Origin of the sequence: Arthrobacter sp. APC 3897, assembly GCF_030407495.1 — a bacterium.
Taxonomy (GTDB): Bacteria; Actinomycetota; Actinomycetes; order Actinomycetales; family Micrococcaceae; genus Arthrobacter_B.
The window spans coordinates 1-20,575 of sequence record NZ_JASDDG010000029.1 but is presented as its reverse complement, the minus strand read 5'-3'; the positions used below and the strand labels follow the sequence as shown (position 1 = coordinate 20,575).

The window sequence follows — 20,575 nt, the reverse complement described above, 5'->3', positions numbered from 1 at the left end:
TCCGCTTACCCGGCCGAAGGCGCTGTGTTGGGCTGCGCCGGCACGGACTCCGCGGAGGTCGCTGTGGGCTCAGGCGCACTCGTGGACGGTGCCGCAGGGCCTTCGGACACGAAGTACGTAACAGTCGAACCCTGCGGCAGGGGTGCCCCCTCGGAAGGATTGACTTGGACTACGGTTCCGGCAGGCTGGCTCGAGGCTTGGGTTCCGCCGTTCACCGGAACCAGGCCGGCATTGCGTATCTGCTGTTCGGCTGCGCCTGCCGAGAGCCCGGTCAGGCCGCTGGGAACAGTGGAGGTTTCCGGGGTGGGAGCCCCGGCGGAGTAGGTGACGGTGACGTTGTCGCCGCGGGACAGCACACCAGAGGGGTCCACGCTGATGACAATACCTGCCGGGTAGTCGGAGGACTCTACTTCATTCCCGCTGACCGCAAGGCCCAGGGCGGTCAGTGCAGCCCTGACATCGTCAAAGGAACGGCCTTCATAATCGGCGGCGTCGATCGTGATCTCATCGGTATCCTCGGACGGTGTCTCTGACGGTGTCTCGACCGGCTCTGATGACTGGGTCCTCGTGGGAACCGGAGAAGCAGACCGGGTGACGCTGGGGCTCGGAGCCTGTGAACTGGTGGCCGGGGCCGGTTTTGGTTCGTCCCCGTCATTGCCGGAGATCAGGAAAGCAGCAATGCCTCCGCCGATCAGCAGCACCAGGAGAGCGATCAGGGGGATGGTCCACGGACTGCGGCGCTTCGCCGGTGCATCATCTCCTGTTCCGCCGTCATCGCCGGCGCCGTCGGCGTCGTCGACTTCCTCATCAGTCCAGTCACGTGAGGCCGCCACTTCACCGGAAGGGTCCTCTGCGCCCGCTGCTGCCCCTGCAACGGTGGGAAGGGCTGATGTGGAAGGCGTGGTGTTCACCACGCGGGTAGCGGAAGTGCCGGCTGTCGGGACCGGGGCGGTCACGGCGTCGTCAACTGCGCTCGCTCCGCCGCCGAAGAGCAACATTCCGGGCACCGCAGCTTCAGCAGCAGTGATGTCTCCGCGGCGGATGGCGGCGACGGCGCGGGCCAGGGCCTCGGCGTCGGACGGCCGGTCCGCCGGATCCTTGGCGAGCATGGACATGATCAGCGCTCGGACCGGCAGCGGGATGCTCTCGGGCAGCGGAGGCGGCGTGTCGTTGACCTGGGCGAGTGCAATGGCGATCTGGGATTCGCCGGAGAAGGGACGGGTTCCGGCCAGCAGCTCATATCCGATGACACCAAGCGCGTAGATGTCACTGGAACCGGTGGCCTGCTGTCCGGTGGCCTGCTCGGGTGCCAGGTACTGGGCCGTGCCCATGACCTGGCCAGTGGCGGTCAGCGGAACCTGGTCGGCAAGGCGGGCAATACCGAAGTCGGTGATCTTGACCCGGCCGTCGGGCAGGATCAGCAGGTTGCCGGGCTTGACGTCGCGGTGGACCAGTCCCTGTTTGTGGGCTGCAGCCAGCGCGGTGGCAGTCTGCCCAATGATGGAGAGCGTACGGTCCGGAGGGAGGCTCTTGTCGCGTTCGATGATGGAGGAAAGCGGCAGGCCGGGCACCAGTTCCATGACCAGGTATGCCGAACCCTCCTCTTCACCGTAGTCAAAGACATTGGCGATGCCCTCATGGTTCAGGAGTGCAGTGTGGCGTGCCTCGGCCCGGAACCGGTTGAGGAAACCGGGGTCGCCCGTGTACTCCTCCTTGAGGATCTTTATGGCAACAATGCGGCCCAGGACCAGGTCCCGTGCCTTCCAGACTTCACCCATACCGCCAATGGCAATACGGTCGGTGAGCTGGAATCTGCCGCCTAACGTGATTCCCGATGTAGGCCTCACTTATTCAACACCGCCTCTAGGAGTTTCTGCGCGCTTGGAGTGGTCAATTGGGCCCCGGTGGTCAGATCAACGTCTTCCATGACGATGGAAATGACCACTTCGGGGTTGTCAGCGGGTGCGAATCCGGTGAACCAGGCATTGTCGCCACGGCCCTCCACTTCCGCCGTGCCGGTTTTGCCGGCCACCTTCACGCCGGGAATCTGTGCTGCGGAAGCGGTGCCGTTGTCCACGACGCCTACCATCCAGTCGGTGAGCTGACGCGCCGTTTCCGGGCTTACCGAAGTGTTCAGGACCTCGGGTTCCGGCTCGTCGATGATCGACAGATCGGCGGCCCGGACGTTGCGGATGAGGTTGGGGGTCATCTGCACGCCGTTGTTGGCAATGGCGGCGGACATCATCGCGATCTGAAGCGGAGTGGCCGTGACGCTGTACTGCCCGATCGAGGCCTGCGCCAACTGTGCCTGGTCCAGTTCCGTGGGGAAGCCGCTGGCAACCACCCGGTCAATACCGCGTTCGGGGAGATGCAGGGCGGTGTTCCAACCGAACTTCTCTGCCTGGGAAACGATTTCCTCTTCGCCGAGGTCCCATGCGATCTGGGCAAAAACGGTGTTGCAGGACTGTTCCAGGGCAAAGCCGATGGTGGCCTCGGAGCGGGTTCCGCAGTTTCCGTTGGTGTAGTTCGGCAGGGAGATGTTTGTGCCCGGAAGGGGTAGGGCAGAGGGGTTGTCGATCTGCGATTCCGCGTTGAAGTCACCGGACTCCAGTGCTGCGGCCGCATCCACCAGCTTGAAAACGGACCCGGGGGCCAGCAGCGATTCGGTGGCGGCATTGGTGTAGGGGGACAGCCCCTCCACTGTGAGCAGCTCCTGCATGTTCTGCTCCACGACCTTGGTGTCATGGCCGGCCAGGAGGTTGGTGTCATAGCTCGGTTTGGAAACCATGGCCAGGATGTTCCCGGTCTTCGGATCCATCATGACGATGGAGCCCTTCTGCCCTTCAGGAATGAGGTCATAGGCCAGGCGCTGCAGCTCGGAATCGATGGTCAGCTCAACGGAGGCACCCTGCGGCTGGTTACCGGAAACGAGCTGCACGAGGCGGTCGTAGAACTGCTGGTCACTGGTGCCTGTGAGTTCTTTGTCCATCACCCGTTCCAGCTGGGTGACGCCGCTGACCAGAGAGAAATACCCGGTGAGCTGCGAATACAGCTCCGGCTGGTAGTACACGCGCTGGAAATTGAACTGGTCGCCCGACGGCACTGATTCAGCGATCGGAGCCCCGTCCACCAGGATGGAGCCGCGGTTCTGACCGAAGTTCTTGTAGATAGTGCGGTTGTTGTTCGGGTTCGCATTGAGTTCTTCGGCTGCAAAGAACTGGACATAGGTCAGTGAACCGAGAATGAGGACAAACATGGACAGGGCTACGATCCAGCTGTTTCGGATGGCTTGATTCATGAGCCGCTTGCCTCCTTTTTCCTCAGTGAGCGTTTGCGCGCGGCCGGCTTTGCTCCGGCATCCTGCATGGCAGGCACCATGGGGCCGCCCATGGGACCAACCGCCGCGGGGCGCCGGGCGGCTTCCGAGATCAGCAGCAGCAGGGCAACAATGATCCAGTTGGCCAGCAGGGAAGAGCCGCCGGCGGACATGAACGGAGTGGTCAGGCCGGTCAGCGGAATCAGGCGGGTCACACCGCCGATCACCACGAAGCACTGCAGCGCGATCGTGAAGGACAAGCCGCAGGCGAGCAGCTTGCCGAAACCGTCACGGGTACCCAGTGCTGCACGGAATCCGCGGGATACCAGAAGCACGTACATCAGCACGATGGCAAAGATCCCGATGAGGCCGAGCTCCTCGCCCAGGGCGGCGATGATCATGTCCGAGTTGGCGTAGATGACCAGATCCGGGCGGCCCTGTCCGAGGCCGGTGCCGGCGAGTCCGCCGCTGGCCAGCCCAAACAGGCCCTGGACCACCTGCCAGCTGCCGCCGGGCCGGTTGATGACTTCTGGATCGAAGGCGTTGATCCAGCCGTCGATCCGCAGGGAGACGTGGCTGAACAGCTGCATGGCTGCCAGGCCGCCGGCGGTCAGCAGGGCAACCCCGATCAAAACCCAGCTGACCCGGCTTGTGGCCACATAGATCATGGCCATGAAGAGGCCAAAGAACAAGATAGAGGATCCCAGATCACGCTGCAGTACCAGCACGCCGATGCTGACGAGCCAGGCCGCCACCATGGGGCCGAGATCCTTGAACCGGGGCAGCTGCAGCGGACCGACCTTGCGGCCTGCCAGCAGGATGAGATCACGGTTGGTAGATAGATACCCCGCAAAGAATATAGCGAGGGTGATCTTGGCGATCTCACCGGGCTGGAAAGTGCCGGAGCCAACCTGGATCCAAATGCGGGCGCCGTTGAGTTCCAGCCCGATGGGCGTCAGGGGCAGGAGTAGAAGGATGGCACTGACGATCAGCGAAATGTAGGTGTACCGGCGAAGAATCCGGTGGTCCTTGATCACAAAGAGCACGGCAATGGCCGCGGCGACGGCCACGGCGCTCCAGAGCAGCTGCCGATCCGCGGCGGTGTCGTTGTTCGCTATGTCCAGGCGGTGGATCATGGCGAGGCCGATTCCGTTAAGTGCAGTGACAATCGGAAGTATTACCGGATCGGCATATTTTGCGCGGATGCGGAGGACTATGTGGAAGATAAGAACCAGTCCCACGAGAGTGGCTCCCTGGGTCCAGAAATCCGCGTCGAAGGCCCGGTCCTGGTCAAGACCGATCACCATGTTGGCGCCGACGCCAACCAGCAGGGCAAGCAGCAGCAGCACGGCCTCCATGTTGCGCCGTGATTTGGGAACTGTCAGTACATCCGACATCAGTTCTGTCCTCCGCACTCGTCCGGAGCAGCACCGGGCCGGGCGGACGCAGCGGATCCTGCGGACGCCGTGGGGGAGGGAGCCGGAGTGGCGGTGGGCGCAGGAGTGGCGCTGGCCTTCACCGGCGCAGCCGGAGCGGACGGACCGCAGCCGGTGATCCGCGCCGCGCCTCGAAGGTCTTCAACAATCTGTTCGGCATGCAGCAGGTCCTTGGCAGGAATGGTGCCCTCCACCCGGTTGCGCTGATATTCCGGCAAGCTGTCCAGCGGTATGTCGGTCAGTTCCGTGACGGAGGAGAGTGTGATGGGGCCCAGGGACTGCGAAACACCGTTGTAGATAGCAACGTTGCTGTCACTGGAACCGACGTAGTACCGGGTTTGGGTCCAGGTATAGCCAACCCAGAGAACTGCCGCCAGCAGGACCGCCAGCAGGGCCAGGAACGCCGGGACAACCCAGCGCCGCCGCGGCGGCGTACCGGAGAGTTCGGAGCCTGCGGACGCTGCTTCAGGAGGCGCTTTGTGCGTCAGCAGGCGGGCAGCACGGCGCTCGGCGGAGCGCTTGGTAACTATGGGGATTTGCCCGGTCTCGGTGGCCAGGGACGCCGCACCCACCAGGATGTGGGGACGTGAGGAAAGGTCCTGGCGGATCAGCTCGGCCCGGGCGGGTTCGTCGTCGTCTGCTTCCGGGTTCCCCGGATCCTGTCCCGTCAACGGGGCAGCGGCCGGATCGTCGCCTGTAGCGTCAGCCGGCGGAGAGACAGGTATACCCGCTGTCGGGGAATCGTCCGGAACTTCTTCGATTTCCAGGACGGCAACCGTCACGTTGTCCGGTGATCCTCCGGAGAGGGTAAGTTCAACCAGCGTGTCGACGCAGCGCTGGAGGTCGCTGGTGCCGCGCAGGATGTTCTCTATGTCCGAGTCCCTGAGGACGGCGGTGAGGCCGTCGGAGCACAGGAGCCATTTTTCGCCGGGTTCCACTTCAAAGCTGGCCAGATCAAGTTCGGGGCTGGCATCCACATCGCCCAGAACGCGCATCAGGACATTCTTGTGAGGGTGGATTTCGGCTTCTTCGGGCCGGAGCCGGCCCTCGTCGATCAGCCGCTGCACAAAGGTGTGATCGATGCTGATCTGCTCAAAAACACCGTTCTTGAGGCGGTAGGCACGTGAATCGCCGATGTGCGCGAAGGCGAGCCGGTTCCCGTGCAGCAGGAGCGCCGTCACCGTTGTTCCCATGCCGGACAGCTGCGGGCTGGTGGTCACGAGTTCCGAGAGAAGAGAGTTCGCCGCTTGGATCTCATCCGCGAGCACCGTCAGTGGCTCGTCGTCCTGCGCTCCGCGGTCCAGATGCACCAGATCCAGGACGGTGGAGGCCGAAGCGACGTTGCCGCCGGCATGTCCGCCCATGCCGTCGGCAACGACGGCAAGATAGCGGCCAACATAGGCAGAGTCGTCATTCTTCAGACGAACCATGCCCACGTCGGACCGTGCTGCATATTTGAGGACCAGAGCCACGGTTAGGGCCTCAACTCAAGGACCGTCTTACCGATGCGGATAGGAACCCCGGGTTCCACCGGCAGGGCACGCGTGAGCTGGCTGCCGCCGAGGAAGGTGCCGTTGGTGGAGCCCAGGTCTTCGATAAACCAGCGGCTTCCCTGGGGGAACAGGCGCGCATGCCGGCCTGAGGCATAGTCATCCTCGAGTACGAGCGTTGCTTCCTGGGCCCGGCCGAGAAGGATGGGGCTGGAAGCCAGCTCCAGGGTGGTGCCGCGCAGGGGACCTTCCGTCACGCAAACCTGGCGTGCCGGCAGTTTCGCCGGTGCGGGGGCCTGCTTCTCCAATTCGGGGTTCTTGCGGATCTGCCGGGCGGTGGGTGTTCCGGTGCGGTTCCGGCTTCCCACCACAAGATCGCGCCGGATGGCACCGACAACACTGATGACCATGAGCCACAGAAGAAGCAGGAACCCGTACCGGAGCAGGGTCAAAACCAAACTACCGTCCACTAACGTCCTCCGGTCCGAACAGGAAGGAGGCGGAAGGTGATGCGGGTACGGCCCATCGCGATCGTCGAACCATCCGTGAGATCTGCTTCCCCTTGTACTCTTTGGCCGTTGACGAAGCTTCCGTTGGTGGAGCCAAGATCGATGGCGCGGCTGACACCGTTTTCGGTGCTGATTTCAAGATGCCGGCGGGATACGCCGGTGTCATCAACGAGGATATCGGCTTCGGAGGAACGCCCCAGCACTACGGACGGGGCATTGAGTGAATACCTTTGTCCGTCGATATCCAGGACCGGCTGCATGCGGGTGGGCGTCTGGCGCGGGGCGGGCGGAGCCGGCTGGCGCTGGGCAGGAGTGCCCGCTTTTTCTGTAGCGGAGTCAACCTCCAGCACTCCCGCCTTCAGCGATGAATCGCGGGTGAAGGACACCCGTACCGGGCCCTGGAGAGTATACGACTGGCTCCGTGCGTGCTTAATGACGACGTCGCACAGCTCCTCGGCCAGCGGGGCTCCCCATTCCTGGGCGCGCTGGAAATCTGCGTCGGACAGCCGGGCAGTGAAGACGTTGGGGGCCAGGGTGCGTCCCTGTCCCACGGTGAAGGAGCGCTCGTCGAGTTCGCGCCGCATGGCGATGGCCAGCTCGAGAGGTTCCACCCGGCCGGAAGACTTTGTGGAGAAGGCACCTCGTACAACTTTTTCAATGCCGCGTTCAACGTTATCGAGTAAGCCCATGTTCGCCTCCTTCCCTCTATCTTCGGTCCGGACTGTCCGGTTGAATCCGGAGTGTCTCCAGGGCAGGCCCTGGATACAAAGCTCCTCTTCGATACTACTCACCTCTCCCAACAAACAACGTAACGGCTGGGCGACGGTTCCCCTGCGGCGAAACGGCGGCGATCTTTGTATGGGTGAGCTTCTGCACGCCCGGATCTGTAGCTGCAAAAGCAGCAAAATCCGCGTCAGAACGCGGATCTTGCCCGGCCCAAAGAGCCGTTTAGGTGTTTGGGGAAAATGTGGGTATGCTTGATTCTGCTGTTCCCGAGGAATCGAGACGCAGAAGGTCGTGAGACTGAATGCACATCGGCCAAGGGAAACCATTTTGCGCGAGTGGCGGAACGGCAGACGCGCTGGCTTCAGGTGCCAGTGTCCGAAAGGGCGTGGGGGTTCAAATCCCCCCTCGCGCACAAACAGAATCACCCCGGCTGAACCAGCCGGGGTGATTTTTTTATGTCCCGATCAGTGTGCCGGTCCCCGTAAGGGGGAGCAGCACACCGACGGGACTGTCAGTTAGGCCTGTTTGCCGGCCTGCTGCGCGGCCTGCTCTGCCTTCCTGGCCTTTTTGGCTTCTGCTTCCTTCACGCGCTTGGCTTCTTCGCGGACTGCGGCGAAGCTGGCCCGTTCCTGAACCAGCCATGCCGGCGGTGCGGCCAGCAGTGCGGTGATCTCGGCTGTGGTCAGGGCCTCGGTGATGCCTGACCGGGTGAGGCCGCTGATGGAGATGTTGAGTTTCTGGGCCACCACGGGGCGGGGGTGGGGGCCGTTGCGGCGAAGATCAACGAGCCACTGCGGCGGATTGGCCTGGAGCTCGTCGAACTGGGCGCGGGAGATGGGCCCGTCCTGGAACTCCTGCGGCGCTGCGGGCAGATAGATGCCCAGTTTCTTGGCTGCCGTGGCAGGTTTCATGGATTGGGATTTCTCGGAAGTCATCTTCCAAGGATATCCGCCGCAGGGCGGGCCCCGGGTTCACGGGGAGGATACGGGAGAGCGTGCAGCCTCGAAGCGGAAAGAATACGGAGCGCGCTGGGTTAACCTGAAAAGGTGCCTGTAGACCCTTCCCCCCGCCAGACCCGCCCGGCTCCGCCACTGACCGTGGCCTACGTGCCCGGTGTAACACCGGGAAAATGGATTGGCCGGTGGACCGAACGGCAGAATCGGGAACTTGCTGCCTACCAGTGCGGTGAAGAGACGGTTTTCGATGAACTGCGGGCAGGACGGGCGGACGTGGTGTTTGTGCGGGTGCCGGAGCAGGGGTTTGTGCGGCCCGCAGACCTGAGCGTGATTGCCCTCTACGAGGAGCGGCCCGTGGTGGCTGCGGCGAAGGATTCTGCCGTTGCGGCGTTCGACGAGCTGGAACTGGCTGACCTGGCCGGCGAGAATCTGCTGGACCTGCGGGAGATGGGAAGCGCCGACGTCGGAATGGAAGTGGTTGCCTCGGGTGCAGGCCTCCTGATCCTGCCGATGTCTGTGGCCAAGCTCTATTCGCGCCGTGACGTTGTGGCGCGGCCGCTCAGCGGTTCACCGGCTACCAGGATTGCTGTTGCCTGGCTTGAAGATGCCCGGGACCCGGGGATCGAGGAGTTTGTGGGGATTGTCCGCGGACGCACAGCGAACAGCTCACGCCAGCCCTCCGTTCAGGAAGAACAGAAAACCACCGCCCGCCAGCGCACCAAGGAGCGGCAGAGCCGCAGCGGTGAGAAGCCGGGGTCCGGCGGAAAACCGGCGGCAAAGTCCGGACGGGCAGGGGCCAGGGGCGGAGCAGGAACCAAGGGCGGCACTGCGAAGAAGGGTGCGGGCGGCAAAGGCGGCAAAACTCGCCGGAGCCGCTAGGGATCGGTACCTGATTCCGGATTCCGGTGTTGTCTGCAGTGTTCTGCCCGCAATGCCGGGAGTAATCTATCGCCCATGCGCATAAAGATGAGCAGCATCCATGTGATTGATCCGGCCGCCGCTTTTGACTTCTACACCGGCACCCTGGGCTTCGAGCCGCTGATGGTGCTGCCGGAGTACAACCTGTACATAGTTCAGGCGCCGAACGTTCCTGACGGACCCGGACTGCTGCTGGAACCCAGCGACAATCCCGTTGCGCAGGCCTACCGGACCGGCGTGTATGACCTGGGACTGCCCGCGGTGGTGCTGGGCGTGGATGATGTCCAGGCCGAAGTGGAGCGCCTCAGCGGATTGGGAGTCCGGTTCACCGGGCCTCCGTCCACGGATGCCATGGGAACCCAGGCCGTGTTTGACGACGGCTGCGGAAACTATGTTCAGCTGCATCAGGACTAATTCGGACCGGCGCAGGCGGTGCCGTGGCCGGCGTCCCGGCTCCACAGCCGTTAGTGCTCACCCAGCCGCGCTTTAAGCCGGGATTCCTCCAGATCCAGCAGCCGCTGGGCATCCGTGAGGGCACGCGAGGGGAAGTGTCCCTCCCGGCGGGCCTGCAGCAGGGCGTTCCGCTCCGCATCCACCACGGCACGGCGCAGTGCACGGTACTGGAGCTGCGGGGTGGCCGTCGTGCCGATGCCCAGCGCTTTGACGCGTTCCCACGCGAGTGCGCTGCGCAGGAACGTGTCCTGGCGCACCCGCTCCACCACGTCCGGGTCCACCTGAGTGTCCTGGTCCAGGCATTTGGCCGGGTCTTCCAGAACCTTGAGGCCCGCGTCGCTGATCTGGTCCAGCAGTGTGGCCAGCTTCCGCTGGTCCTCCGCAGCGTTGCGGCCGCGGACACCCAGCAGCCGGATGACCCAGGGCAGGGTTCCGCCCTGCAGCAGCAGGCTCACCACGGCCACCGTGAACGCGATGAGGACAAGCTGTTCCCGATAGGGGGTGGCTTCCGGCAGTGACTGCGCGGCAGCCAGGGTTACGACGCCGCGCATTCCTGACCAGCCGATAACGACGCCGCCGCGCCAACCAAGCCCTTCACCGCGGAGTTGGGCAATGTCCGCCTGACGCCTTCGGTACAGTTCTTCACCGCGCGTATGCCGGCGCCGGGTGCGGGCATCGGGCAGTCCTACGGCCAGCATGCTGTCCAGGATTGTTCGGAAGCGGTTGGTGCGGCGCTCCTGATATCCAACCTTGGCCCGCAGGAACAGGGTGAGGGGACCCATCCAGGCGAACCGGATCACGATGAGCAGTGCAGTGACGGCCAGGCCGATCAGCACGGCTTCGCGGACGGTCAGCAGGGCCGGATCAACATTTTCAACGAGGTAGCGGATCTCGAGCCCCATCAGCAGGAAGACGCCGTTTTCCAGCAGGAACTGGACGGTGTGCCAGTTGACGCTGTCATTGATCCGGGCCTGTGCGCTGAACGCTGCACCCGCTCGGTGGCCGGTGTACAGCCCCGCCACCACCACGGCAAGGACGCCGGAAGCCCCGAGCTCCTCCGCCGGAATGAAGGCCAGGAACGGAACCACAAAGGAAATGGCAGTGTCCAGCACGGGATCATGAAGCTTGGAACGGACAAACACCGTGAGAACTCCCACCAGCAGTCCCACGGCGACGGCGGCCACGACGGCAAAGCCGAAGTCCGCGACGCCGTCCCAGATGCTGGCCAAACCGCCGGCCCCGGCAGCGATGGCCGAGCGCAGCAGAACCAGCGCGGTGGCGTCATTGACCAGGCCTTCGCCCTCCAGCACCGTCACCAGCCGCGGCGGCAGGCCCAGTTTCTTGCCGATTGATGTTGCGGCTACGGCATCCGGCGGACTGACTACGGCGCCCAGTGCAACGGCGGCCGCAAAGTTGAGATCCGGCAGCAGGATGTACAGCAGCAGGCCGGTCGCGAAGGCGGAGAACAGGACCAGAAACACCGACAGGCTGGAAATGGCCCCAAAGTTGCGGCGAAAGTCCACCACCGGGACGTTGACCGCTGCGGCATAGAGCAGCGGCGGCAGCACACCCATAAGGATGACGTCATGGGGCACCGTAAACGTTGGCAGCCCGGGCAGATAGGACAGCCCCAGCCCAACCACCACCAGAATCAGCGGAGCGGCAATGCCGAGGCGCTTGGAGAATGCGGCGACGGTGACTATGAGAGCCACGCCGATGACAGCTAAGACGGCTAGTTCCACAACTGCCATTATCGTTCACAGAGGTGAACTATTCTAGCCGGACGCCGGGAGCCCGCTCCGGTGGTTCAGGCAGATGCCCACTGGGAGAGGGTAAAGAAGGCGGCATGGACTACTCCGTAGAGGGCATAAACCGTCACCGGAACCATCAGCGCCCATTCACGCCATGATCCGGCGGCACCGATCAGGGGCAGTGACAGGCAGCCGCTGCTTCGCCACAGCTTGTTCAGCACGGGCATGCCGGCCAGGGAGCGCGGGCGTTTGATCCGCAGCGGCCACAGAATCATGACGCCCTGGTGCGTTAGCAGGTCCCCGAGGATATGCACGGCTACCCCCAGGCCGACGGCGACGGGGAGCCAGTCATTGTTTTCCGGCGCATAGACGGCAATGAATGCTGACAGTGACAAGGCGAGCAGCCAGCTGCGGGCGGGCCCGCCCGCAATTTTCAGCGCTTTCAGGGCAAACCCCATCAACAGCACCGACAGCAGGCCCGCGCCTACAGCCACCGAGCCTAACAGGGGTACTTCGGTGGTGATCTTGCCGAGCGCGGAGGACAGGGCCACGAACACGGCCAGGCCCAGCAGGGAGTGTGTGCCCCGCCGGTGCCCGCCGCTGATCTGCTCGGTGATCCGGGCCAGGATCTTCGTAACCGGAGGCAGGGAATGGGCAATGGTGCCGCTGTGATGGTCCAGGTCCGGAAGCAGGGCAGCCCCGGCGGTAAGCAGGGCGCCGGTGACCACGCCCAGCGGCGTGACTGGATACCAGCCGAGGGCATGGGGTGCGGTTGAAGCGACGGCAATCCAGGCTGCGGCGCCTGATGCTGCGTGATGACCACCCATCATGGTGCGTGGGGTCCTTCCCTAGGGCGGTGGTGAGCACCGAAAAATTCGTAACTTCTCATGTTTTCACGTGCTACTGACACTGCGGACACGACGACGGCGGGGCACCCGCGAAGGTGCCCCGCCGTCGTCGTGCGGTGGTTTAGACCAGGGAAGCCAGACCGAAGGCCAGCGCTGCGAGGGCAAACCCCATGACGCCGATCAGTGTTTCCAGTACGGTCCAGGTTTTCAGCGTCGTTTTCACGTCCATGCCCATGAAGCGGCCCACCAGCCAGAAGCCGGAGTCATTGACGTGGCTGACCACCACTGAACCCGCGGCAACGGCCAGCACCATGGCGGCAATCTGGACGCTGTTGTAGCCGGCGTCGAGGACTCCGGGAGAGACCAGCGCGGCCGCGGTGGTCAGGGCCACAGTGGCTGAGCCCTGGGCGATGCGCAGGATGGCGGCGATCAGGAAGCCGGCCAGGATCAGCGGTACGCCCAGATCGCTAAGGGTCGATCCCAGGGCGTCGCCGATGCCCGAGGTGCGCAGGACACCGCCGAACATGCCGCCGGCGCCGGTGATCAGGATGACCGAGCAGACCGGGCCCAGGGAGGATTCCAGCACCTTTTCGATGGCACTCTTGGATTCGCCGCGGCGGGTGCCCAGGACCACGGAGGCAACGAGCAGTGAGATCAGCAGCGCCACCGGTGTTTCACCGAGGGTGCGCAGCAGGGCGTACCAGGGCTGCTCGGATGCCTGCTCGGACACAATGCCGGCGGAGGAGAGGGTGTTCAGCCCCGTGTTCAGGAAGATCAGGATCAGCGGGAGCAGCAGGACGGCAACCACGGTGCCGAACTTGGGCGGGTTCTTCACGTCATCTTCATTGATCTCGCCCAGGATGGCGGGAACCGGCAGCACAAACTTCTTTCCGGCCCAGAGGCCAAAGAGGTAGGACGTGAGGTACCAGGTGGGCAGCGCAATGATGAGGCCAAGGATAAGCACGACGCCGATGTTGGCTTCGAAGAAGCCGGAGGCGGTGACCGGACCCGGATGCGGCGGCACGAAGATGTGCATGACCGAGAAAGCGCCGGCGGCCGGCAGGCCGTAACGTAGCACGCCTCCGCCCAACCGGCGGGCCACGGAGAAGATCACCGGCAGCATGACCACCAGGCCGGCGTCGAAGAAGATGGGGAATCCGAAGATCAGGGAGGCGATGCCGAGCGCGAAAGGTGCGCGCTTTTCACCGAAGACCCGAATGAGTGTTTCGGCCAGGACCTTGGCGCCGCCGCTGGTTTCCACCACGCGGCCGAGCATGGCCCCCAGCCCCACCAGCAGGGCAACCGTTGCCAGCGTTGAACCGAAGCTGCCGGTCAGGACGGTGACTACGCTCCCGGTGGGAATGCCGGTGGCAAAAGCAGTCAGCAGGCTGACCAGGATCAGGGATACGAAAGCGTGCAGGCGCAGCTTCAGAATCAGGAACAGCAGCAGCGCAATGGCTCCGGCGGCGATCAGGAGGAGGGGGCCCGCACCGAGGGTTTGGGACCAGCCTTCAATTGTCATGGGTTTAGCTCCGTTACTAAATGAGTGACTGGTGGACGTGGCTGCGGCGCAAGGCGCCGAAGCGGGGATCAGTTCGCGGGCAGATCGAGGCGGTTGACGATGTCTGCGGCAATTTCTGCGGGGGAGCGGAGGATGTCGATGACGATCCCGGGTTCATCCTCAGCCAGCGGTTCCAGGGTGTTGATCTGGGAGGGCAGCAGCGACGCGGGCATGAAATGGCCGCTGCGCGTCTTCATGCGCTCACGCAGCACTTCGGCGTCACCGTTGAGATGGATAAAGTGCAGTTGTCCGGAAGCGGAGGCCAGGACATCCCGGTACACACGCTTCAGCGCGGAACAGGTGACGATGGTGGACCGTCCGTTGTCTGCCTGCGTATCCATCCAGCCCCGGATGGACTCCAGCCAGGGCCAGCGGTCCTCGTCGGTCAGCGGGACGCCGGACGCCATCTTGGCAATATTGGCCTCGGAATGGAACTCGTCCGCTTCAGCCGCAATCCAGCCCAAATGCTCTGAAAGAAGAGTGGAGATGGTGGTCTTGCCTGAACCGGACACACCCATAATGACCAGGTGCTGCGGGGCGGGGCTCATGTTTCTCCTTTGGACGTCTTTGTCGCCGGAGGCGGGCTGGCCCCTCCGAAGTGATCTGCAGGACAAAGGTATCACCATACAAGTGATTGATGACACCAATGCCGCGCTAGGCTGGTTCAGCGCTGATTTCGGTCACCGCCGTTGCCGGGCCTCGCTCTGGCTGAGTCGAGGCACCCGTTTCGAAATCCGAATCAACATTGCACGTTTTGATAGTCAGGGGAACAGCGTGGACACCAGGGAGGCTCCGCGGGCGGCGGCAGCGGTTCTGAACGGGGCAATTATCGACGCCATCGGAGCGGAGATCGTGGCCGGCGAGCTTCGACCCGGAGACCGGCTGACGCTGGAAGGGCTGCAGGAGCAGTTTGGTGTCTCGCGGACCGTGGTGCGGGATTGCATGCGGATCCTCGAATCCATGAACCTGGTGTATTCCAAACGCCGTATTGGCATTGTTGTCCAGGACCCCTCCCACTGGAATGTTTTCGATTCGCGCATTATCCGCTGGCGTCTGAGCGGCCCCGGCAGGGACGGCCAGTTCCGGACACTGACTGAACTGCGCGTGGCGGTGGAGCCCATGGCGGCTGCCGGTGCCGCCCGGCATGCCGGAAACACGCAGCGTTCAACGCTGGTGGAACTGGCGGCACGCATGCGGGTGCTCGGAGAAGCAGGCGAGCTGGAAGAGTTTCTCGCCGCAGACATTGCCTTCCACACCCTGCTGCTGCGCGCCAGCGGCAACGAAATGTTTGCTTCGCTTGATGAGGTGGTGGCGGAAGTCCTGACCGGGCGCACGCACCAGGGCCGCATGCCCGATCATCCGCGGGAGGTGGCTCTGCGGGGCCACGAGCTCGTAGCCGGGGCGGTGGCCGGCGGCGACGCGGATGAGGCGATGAGGCAGATGGCGGCGCTGCTGGAAGAAGTCCGGACGGCAGTGGCCTGAGCCTGCCGGCCCCGGCCTTCATGCGCAGGAGGGGCTCCGGAAAACAGCAGCGGCCGGCTCCTCCGCGAGGGAGGAACCGGCCGCGGGAGAGGCCTGGTTAGACGGTCGGCTCCGTATTTGCGTCTTCGGGGGTAACCACCGTGGCGGTGGGCAGGATATTTTCGGCATCAACCATCCAGGCGTACTGCTCAAGCTTGCCGATGAAGCCGTGCAGGATGTCAGCGGTGGTGGGATCTTCCTCATCCACCTGGTCATGCACTTCCCGCATGGTGCCCACGGCTGCGTTGAGCATGGCAACCGTCAGGGTGACCGTGTCCTTGGTGTCCACGAGGCCGGAGGGGAACGGAGCCAGCGAGGTGCCCTCGGCCACGGCAACACTTCGGCCGTCGGGGATGGCGCCCAGTGCGCGCATGCGCTCGGCGAGTTCGTCCGCGAAGAGGCGGGCATCCTCGATGATTTCATCGAGCTGCAGGTGGAGGTCGCGGAAGTTCTTGCCCACAACGTTCCAGTGTGCCTGCTTGCCCTGCAGGTGCAGCTCAATGAGGTCTACGAGGACGGCCTGCAGATTGGTGGTCAGTTCTTTGGATGCCTTCACGTTTCCTCCAATGTTGACGAAATCTGGTGACGAAGGACAGCTGCATGCGCCGGGTTTCCGGTGTGGGACCCTTGCCGCAGCCGCCAACCTAAGTAAGCTTACCTTCTCCTTGAAGTCGGTGGGTCCGTTCGGTAGCGTGAAGGGCCCGGAGTGGAATTATCGCTTCCAGCCGGAACAAACCGCCTATCGAAGGGACCCGCATGACCACCGTAGAAGAGTCCATTGACGTAGCAGTTCCGGTGTCCACGGCTTACAACCAGTGGACCCAGTTTGAATCATTTCCCCAGTTTATGGGTGGAGTTGAGTCCATTACGCAGACTTCGGAGACCGAGAACCATTGGGTTACGAAGATTGGCGGAGTGGAGCGGGTTTTCGATACTGAAATCACTGAGCAGCATCCGGACGAGCGGGTTGCCTGGAAGAGTACGGACGGAACCACCCACGCCGGGGTGGTGACCTTTCACCGGCTGGGTGATGCGGAAACCCGGGTTACCGTGCAGCTGGACTGGGATCCGGAAACCTTCATTGAAAAGGTGGGCTCCGTAGTCGGGGCAGATGACCGGCAGGTCAAATCCGATCTCAAGGCCTTCAAGGAGTTCATCGAGGCGCAGGGTGCTTCAACGGGTTCCTGGCGGGGAAACGTTGACGCCCCGCCCGCGGCTCCCGATGAGCCCGCAACGTCAACCTCCTCCCTGGCGGCGGCGCCGGAGGCGGATCCCGCCATGGATGATCCCGAATCAGGCGGCCCGCGGGCAGGGTTCTAGCTCCGTATCCGGGGGCTGAGGCATCAGCCGCGGTCCAGCCCCCGGACCGCCGGGCCCTCCAGCAGCATTCCGTCCGCTGTGAACCGTGAACCGTGCAGGGGGCAGTCCCAGGATGCCTCGGCGTCGTTCCAGGACAGGACGCCGCCCAGATGCGGACAAACCGCAGAGACTTTGGAAGTTTTGCCGTCCACGGTGCAGATGCCTACAGGTTTCAGGTTTTTGCGCACCACCTTTCCCTGGCCCTCGGGCGGGGCGGACTCGTCTGTTCCCGCCAGCGATGAGGCCCAGCCGGCCAGCATTTCAAGTCCCACTTCCGCGTTGTCCCGGACAGCGGTAAGAACGTCGCGGGAGGAAAGCTTCGGCTGGTACCAGTTTTGCGCGGCGTCGCTTTCTGCCGCCGGGGCAATTGCCTGGCTGATCGCCAGGGCGGCGGCAACCGCGTTGGTCATGCCCCATTTATTGAAGCCGGTGGCGGCAAAGATGCTGCCGTCGCCAAAGGGGACCTGCCCCACATAAGGCACCCCGGAGGCGGGCGCGTAGTCCTGGGCGGACCACGCATAGGTGGGGTCCGCCACCGCAAAATTGTCCGTGGTCCACCGGGACAGGTCATCCACCAGTGACTGCGGATGCTCGTGGCGTCCGACGGTGTGGCCGTTCCCGCCGGAGATGAGGTAATCCGTTCCGCCGGCCCGTGCGGTGCGCAGGGACCGTGAGGGGGAGTCAACGGATAGATACATCCCCTCCGGAACCGCGCCGCGGACGGGATGGGCCATTGCGTAGGAACGCAGCGGCAGAAGCCGGGCGAAGTAACCGCCGCGGTCCAGAATTGGTATGCCGGTGGCCAGAATAAGATGGCGTGCCGACACGGAACCGGAAGGAGTCAGGATGCGTACCCGGTTGTCCGCCGCCTTTCCTGCTCCCGTGACCCGGGTTCCCTGGATCAGGGTTCCGCCTGCCGTCCGCAGTTCCGCGGCCAGCGCTGCCAATGCCTGCAGGGGATGGATCTGCGCCTGGCCGGACAGCTCAAGGGCGCCGGAGACCTCAAACGGAAGTTCGGTTTCCCGTGTCATCTGCGGTGAGAGACCGGCCGCAGTGGCCGCCGAAAACTCAGAATCCAGGCTCTGCCTGCCCTTCTCGCTGAGAGCATAGGTGTAGGCAGTCCGGATGTCATGGTCCACTCCGTGATCACGGCAGAACCGGAGCAGCCAGTCCTGGCCTGCGCGGTTGGCGTTCACATAGTCGCGGACGGCGTCGGCTCCATGATGGGAGGCGATGCCGGAGAGCTGGAGACCTTGGAGCAGTGAGACTTTTGCCGTCGTGTTTCCCGAGGTCACTGCTCCAACCTGCCTGGCTTCCAGTACCGCAACCTTCTGGCCGCGGCGGGCCAGAAACAACGCGGACGCAAGCCCGGTCAGGCCGGCACCGGCCACCACAACGTCATATTCCTCCGACGGAATAAAAGAATCCGAGGGAATGGGCGGGGCGGTGGACAGCCACAGGCTTTCCATCCTCAGGCCTCCAGCCAGTCGGTGGACACAATGTGCGAGCCGCCCTGCGGCCCCATCTGCAGCATCCCGCCGTCAACGGGCCAGGAGGCGCCAGTGACGTAACTGGCGGCCGGAGACGCGAGGAAGGCGACGACGGCGGCAATCTCGCGGGCATCGCCGGGCCGGCCCAGAGGTATGCCGGGGCGCTCCGCCTGATGCGGATCATCATCATGCTGGTCCGTCATGGGGGTGGCGATCTCGCCCGGAGCCACCGAATTCACGGTGATCCCGTACCGGCCAAGTTCAAGGGCCATGACCTTCATGAGGCCTCCGAGCCCGTGCTTGGATGCCGTGTAGGCGGCCGACCCCACGCGCGGCTGGGTCTCGTGAACACTGGTGACTGCAATCAGGCGTCCTTCCCGTCCTGACGCCACCATTTTCCGGGCAGCATGCTGGAGGCAGACAAACGCTCCGTTGAGGTTGGTGTTGAGGGTGTCCATCCAGGTGGGAAAATCCAGGTCGAGGAACGGTTTGCCGTCCCCGGTGCCGGCATTGCTGACGAACACATCCAGTGATCCCAGCTCCGCGGCAAGCTGGTCGATGACCTGCCCGCAACCCGGGAGGTCTGTGGTGTCCAGACGGGCTGTGACTGACTTTCGGCCAAGGGAGCGCACTTCCTCCGACGTCTCCTTGGCCCCCTGCTCGTCGGTGTGCCAGGTGATGCCCACATCCATTCCTGCTGCCGCGAGGGCTACTGCGGTGGCCCTGCCGATTCCGGAGTCGGAGCCGGTGACGATTGCGGTGCGGGGAGCGAAAACCATAGCGGGAGAGCCCTTTCGATGACGTTCAGTTCCAGATGCTAAGTATGCTTCCCATAATTTGGTGATTGTGCAACAGTTGAGAATTATTCGCTCCGGGGGATTTGCGTTGAGCACCAGCCGGCCGGACCGGCAGTACACGTCGCCAAGGCATAAGGAGTTCACAATGTCCTATCCCGTCCGCGGCAGGTCACTCCGCCGCACCAATGCGCAGCGGGCCTCCTGGTATTTCGGTTTGGTCTTCATCCTGATCGGTGCACTGGGGTTCGTTCCCGGAATCACCTCGAACTACGAGGTCCTTTATCTTGCGGGGTCCGAGTCCGAGGCGCTGCTTCTGGGTATTTTCCAAGTGTCCGTCCTGCACAACGTCGTCCACCTGCTGTTTGGCTTTCTCGGACTGATCATGGCCAGAACCAACCCCCTCGCCCGGATCTACCTCATTGCCGGCGGCATCGTTTACCTCCTGCTGTTCCTCTACGGACTGATCGTGCCGCATCACTCCGCGGGGAACTTTGTTCCCGTAAACGCGGCCGACAACTGGCTTCACCTGATCCTGGGCATTGCCATGGTGGGACTGGGCCTGCTGTTCGGATCGCGCTCCGTTCCGGGCCGCACCTCCCCGGCCTAGCGGCGGGAACGTTCACCCGGGGCGAAGAAGAAGAATCCCCGCCCCGGAACTGGCAGACTGGGAGAAACTTCTACAACGCACCATGGACAGGCCGGAAACCGTTCCTGGAGTAAGGACACGGTGGAGACCTCAGCCATCCCCGCAGCCGGGCAGACCTTCAGCGCGCAGCAGGTACCGGGTTTTCAGGACCTCCTGCGGAAAGCGGGAGCAGTTCACGGAAGTGCCGCTGCAGCCCTGTCACTGGCAGGGGACTTCGCCGGCGCGGCGCCGCTTCCCGGTACAGGCCGGACCAAAACACTGTGGTCCCTTCTGGCCGCCGTTGCCGCTGCCGATCTCACCGCGGCCCGGGCCCTTGAACCGCACACGGACGCCCTTGCCATTCTGGCCCAGGCGGGAGTCCCGGCGGATCCCGGGTCCTGGGGGGTGTTTGCCGCTGAAGGCCCCGGAATGGCCGTTACGGCAACAGCGGTTGACAGCGGGTGGGAACTGACCGGGCGCAAGCCCTGGTGCTCGCTGGCGGCGCGTCTGGATTACGCGGTGGTCACTGCCCACACCGGCGACGGCCGCCGTCGGGCCTTCGCTGTTGACCTGGGCCAGCCTGCGGTGACACCTGTTCCGGGAACGTGGGTCAGCCGCGGACTGGCGGACGTGGACAGCGGTCCGGTGGATTTTGACCGCGCAGCCGCCCGGCCGGTGGGAGAAGACAACTGGTATCTCGAGCGGCCGGGCTTTGCCTGGGGCGGGATGGGGGTGGCTGCCTGCTGGTACGGCGGGGCTGCGGCGGTGGCCCGGCGCATGTTCAGTGCTGCCGCGGAACGCGAACCGGACCAGATTGCC

The 20,575-nt window shown here is 64.0% G+C and carries 18 protein-coding genes, 1 tRNA gene and 2 pseudogenes; 7 read left to right on the top strand and 14 right to left on the bottom strand.

The window, feature by feature from the left end:
- Positions 1-5 precede the first annotated feature (5 nt).
- The 6 genes from QMA10_RS13945 to QMA10_RS13920 are packed head-to-tail and all read right to left on the bottom strand — an operon-like array spanning position 6 to position 7,440.
- Positions 6-1,847, bottom strand: a complete 1,842-nt coding sequence (locus tag QMA10_RS13945; RefSeq protein ID WP_290169255.1) for a protein kinase — start codon at positions 1,845-1,847, stop codon at positions 6-8.
- Positions 1,844-3,298, bottom strand: coding sequence for a penicillin-binding protein 2 (locus QMA10_RS13940; protein ID WP_290169253.1), 1,455 nt, complete (start codon positions 3,296-3,298; stop codon positions 1,844-1,846). The genes QMA10_RS13945 and QMA10_RS13940 overlap by 4 nt, the downstream gene beginning before the upstream one ends.
- A complete protein-coding gene (locus QMA10_RS13935; protein WP_290169252.1) occupies positions 3,295-4,713 on the bottom strand; it encodes an FtsW/RodA/SpoVE family cell cycle protein in 1,419 nt (472 codons plus the stop codon). Before QMA10_RS13935 ends, QMA10_RS13940 begins: the two co-directional genes overlap by 4 nt.
- Positions 4,713-6,182 carry a protein phosphatase 2C domain-containing protein gene (locus QMA10_RS13930; protein WP_290169327.1) on the bottom strand — a complete coding sequence of 490 codons (1,470 nt, stop codon included), beginning with the start codon at positions 6,180-6,182 and terminating at the stop codon, positions 4,713-4,715. Before QMA10_RS13930 ends, QMA10_RS13935 begins: the two co-directional genes overlap by 1 nt.
- Positions 6,183-6,226: 44 nt before the next feature.
- Positions 6,227-6,652: an FHA domain-containing protein gene (locus QMA10_RS13925; protein ID WP_290169324.1), complete on the bottom strand. Its 426-nt coding sequence runs from the start codon at positions 6,650-6,652 to the stop codon at positions 6,227-6,229.
- 59 nt (positions 6,653-6,711) lie between these two features.
- Positions 6,712-7,440, bottom strand: a complete 729-nt coding sequence (locus QMA10_RS13920; protein WP_290169250.1) for a DUF3662 and FHA domain-containing protein — start codon at positions 7,438-7,440, stop codon at positions 6,712-6,714.
- A 366-nt stretch (positions 7,441-7,806) separates the two neighbouring features.
- Between QMA10_RS13920 and QMA10_RS13915 the strand changes: the two genes are divergently transcribed.
- Positions 7,807-7,889 (top strand) — tRNA-Leu (locus QMA10_RS13915).
- A 103-nt stretch (positions 7,890-7,992) separates the two neighbouring features.
- On the opposite strand, the gene QMA10_RS13910 is transcribed toward QMA10_RS13915, so the two are convergent.
- Positions 7,993-8,412: a DUF5997 family protein gene (locus QMA10_RS13910; RefSeq protein WP_290169249.1), complete on the bottom strand. Its 420-nt coding sequence runs from the start codon at positions 8,410-8,412 to the stop codon at positions 7,993-7,995.
- A 111-nt stretch (positions 8,413-8,523) separates the two neighbouring features.
- Between QMA10_RS13910 and QMA10_RS13905 the strand changes: the two genes are divergently transcribed.
- Both QMA10_RS13905 and QMA10_RS13900 read left to right on the top strand, forming a co-directional pair.
- Positions 8,524-9,312, top strand: a complete 789-nt coding sequence (locus tag QMA10_RS13905) for a LysR substrate-binding domain-containing protein (protein WP_290169248.1) — start codon at positions 8,524-8,526, stop codon at positions 9,310-9,312.
- Between the two features lie 75 nt (positions 9,313-9,387).
- Positions 9,388-9,765 carry a VOC family protein gene (locus QMA10_RS13900; protein ID WP_290169246.1) on the top strand — a complete coding sequence of 126 codons (378 nt, stop codon included), beginning with the start codon at positions 9,388-9,390 and terminating at the stop codon, positions 9,763-9,765.
- A gap of 50 nt (positions 9,766-9,815) precedes the next feature.
- Here QMA10_RS13900 and QMA10_RS13895 read toward each other — a convergent pair whose 3' ends face one another.
- From QMA10_RS13895 to QMA10_RS13880, 4 genes are all read right to left on the bottom strand, one after another.
- Positions 9,816-11,555, bottom strand: coding sequence for a sodium:proton antiporter (locus QMA10_RS13895; protein WP_356835115.1), 1,740 nt, complete (start codon positions 11,553-11,555; stop codon positions 9,816-9,818).
- Positions 11,556-11,611: 56 nt separating this feature from the next.
- Entirely contained in the window at positions 11,612-12,385 is a 774-nt protein-coding gene (locus QMA10_RS13890; protein WP_290169243.1) for a metal-dependent hydrolase, read from the bottom strand.
- Between the two features lie 139 nt (positions 12,386-12,524).
- Positions 12,525-13,925 (bottom strand): GntP family permease, encoded by a 1,401-nt coding sequence (locus QMA10_RS13885; RefSeq protein ID WP_290169241.1) that lies wholly within the window; start codon positions 13,923-13,925, stop codon positions 12,525-12,527.
- Positions 13,926-13,993: 68 nt separating this feature from the next.
- On the bottom strand, positions 13,994-14,512 hold the full coding sequence (locus QMA10_RS13880; RefSeq protein ID WP_290169240.1) for a gluconokinase: 519 nt from the start codon (positions 14,510-14,512) through the stop codon (positions 13,994-13,996).
- A gap of 226 nt (positions 14,513-14,738) precedes the next feature.
- Here QMA10_RS13880 and QMA10_RS13875 point away from each other — a divergent pair, with 226 nt between their 5' ends.
- Entirely contained in the window at positions 14,739-15,446 is a 708-nt protein-coding gene (locus QMA10_RS13875) for an FCD domain-containing protein (protein WP_290169239.1), read from the top strand.
- A 97-nt stretch (positions 15,447-15,543) separates the two neighbouring features.
- On the opposite strand, the gene QMA10_RS13870 is transcribed toward QMA10_RS13875, so the two are convergent.
- The gene (locus tag QMA10_RS13870; RefSeq protein WP_290169238.1) at positions 15,544-16,041 is read right to left on the bottom strand and encodes a DNA starvation/stationary phase protection protein; all 498 of its coding nucleotides are present in this window, start codon (positions 16,039-16,041) and stop codon (positions 15,544-15,546) included.
- Positions 16,042-16,241: 200 nt separating this feature from the next.
- Here QMA10_RS13870 and QMA10_RS13865 point away from each other — a divergent pair.
- A pseudogene (locus tag QMA10_RS13865) lies at positions 16,242-16,688 on the top strand (SRPBCC family protein); the annotation flags it as partial.
- A 140-nt stretch (positions 16,689-16,828) separates the two neighbouring features.
- Here the strand turns inward: QMA10_RS13865 and QMA10_RS13860 are convergent.
- A complete protein-coding gene (locus QMA10_RS13860; protein ID WP_290169236.1) occupies positions 16,829-18,313 on the bottom strand; it encodes an FAD-dependent oxidoreductase in 1,485 nt (494 codons plus the stop codon).
- Positions 18,314-18,315: 2 nt separating this feature from the next.
- Positions 18,316-19,113 carry an SDR family oxidoreductase gene (locus QMA10_RS13855; protein ID WP_290169234.1) on the bottom strand — a complete coding sequence of 266 codons (798 nt, stop codon included), beginning with the start codon at positions 19,111-19,113 and terminating at the stop codon, positions 18,316-18,318.
- Positions 19,114-19,276: 163 nt separating this feature from the next.
- On the opposite strand from QMA10_RS13855, the gene QMA10_RS13850 reads away from it, so the two are divergent.
- Positions 19,277-19,738, top strand: coding sequence for a DUF4383 domain-containing protein (locus QMA10_RS13850; RefSeq protein ID WP_290169233.1), 462 nt, complete (start codon positions 19,277-19,279; stop codon positions 19,736-19,738).
- A 120-nt stretch (positions 19,739-19,858) separates the two neighbouring features.
- A pseudogene (locus tag QMA10_RS13845) lies at positions 19,859-20,575 on the top strand (acyl-CoA dehydrogenase); the annotation flags it as partial.

Excerpts from the sequence above, each read along its gene's own strand:
- QMA10_RS13930 (WP_290169327.1), bottom strand. The coding sequence starts at position 6,182 with ATGGTTCGTCTGAAGAATGACGACTCTGCCTATGTTGGCCGCTATCTT.
- QMA10_RS13925 (WP_290169324.1), bottom strand. The coding sequence starts at position 6,652 with ATGGTCATCAGTGTTGTCGGTGCCATCCGGCGCGATCTTGTGGTGGGA.
- QMA10_RS13855 (WP_290169234.1), bottom strand. The coding sequence starts at position 19,113 with ATGGTTTTCGCTCCCCGCACCGCAATCGTCACCGGCTCCGACTCCGGA.
- QMA10_RS13895 (WP_356835115.1), bottom strand. The coding sequence starts at position 11,555 with ATGGCAGTTGTGGAACTAGCCGTCTTAGCTGTCATCGGCGTGGCTCTC.
- QMA10_RS13850 (WP_290169233.1), top strand. The coding sequence starts at position 19,277 with ATGTCCTATCCCGTCCGCGGCAGGTCACTCCGCCGCACCAATGCGCAG.
- QMA10_RS13920 (WP_290169250.1), bottom strand. The coding sequence starts at position 7,440 with ATGGGCTTACTCGATAACGTTGAACGCGGCATTGAAAAAGTTGTACGA.
- QMA10_RS13885 (WP_290169241.1), bottom strand. The coding sequence starts at position 13,925 with ATGACAATTGAAGGCTGGTCCCAAACCCTCGGTGCGGGCCCCCTCCTC.
- QMA10_RS13890 (WP_290169243.1), bottom strand. The coding sequence starts at position 12,385 with ATGATGGGTGGTCATCACGCAGCATCAGGCGCCGCAGCCTGGATTGCC.
- QMA10_RS13940 (WP_290169253.1), bottom strand. The coding sequence starts at position 3,298 with ATGAATCAAGCCATCCGAAACAGCTGGATCGTAGCCCTGTCCATGTTT.
- QMA10_RS13910 (WP_290169249.1), bottom strand. The coding sequence starts at position 8,412 with ATGACTTCCGAGAAATCCCAATCCATGAAACCTGCCACGGCAGCCAAG.
- QMA10_RS13860 (WP_290169236.1), bottom strand. The coding sequence starts at position 18,313 with ATGGAAAGCCTGTGGCTGTCCACCGCCCCGCCCATTCCCTCGGATTCT.
- QMA10_RS13880 (WP_290169240.1), bottom strand. The coding sequence starts at position 14,512 with ATGAGCCCCGCCCCGCAGCACCTGGTCATTATGGGTGTGTCCGGTTCA.
- QMA10_RS13900 (WP_290169246.1), top strand. The coding sequence starts at position 9,388 with ATGCGCATAAAGATGAGCAGCATCCATGTGATTGATCCGGCCGCCGCT.
- QMA10_RS13935 (WP_290169252.1), bottom strand. The coding sequence starts at position 4,713 with ATGTCGGATGTACTGACAGTTCCCAAATCACGGCGCAACATGGAGGCC.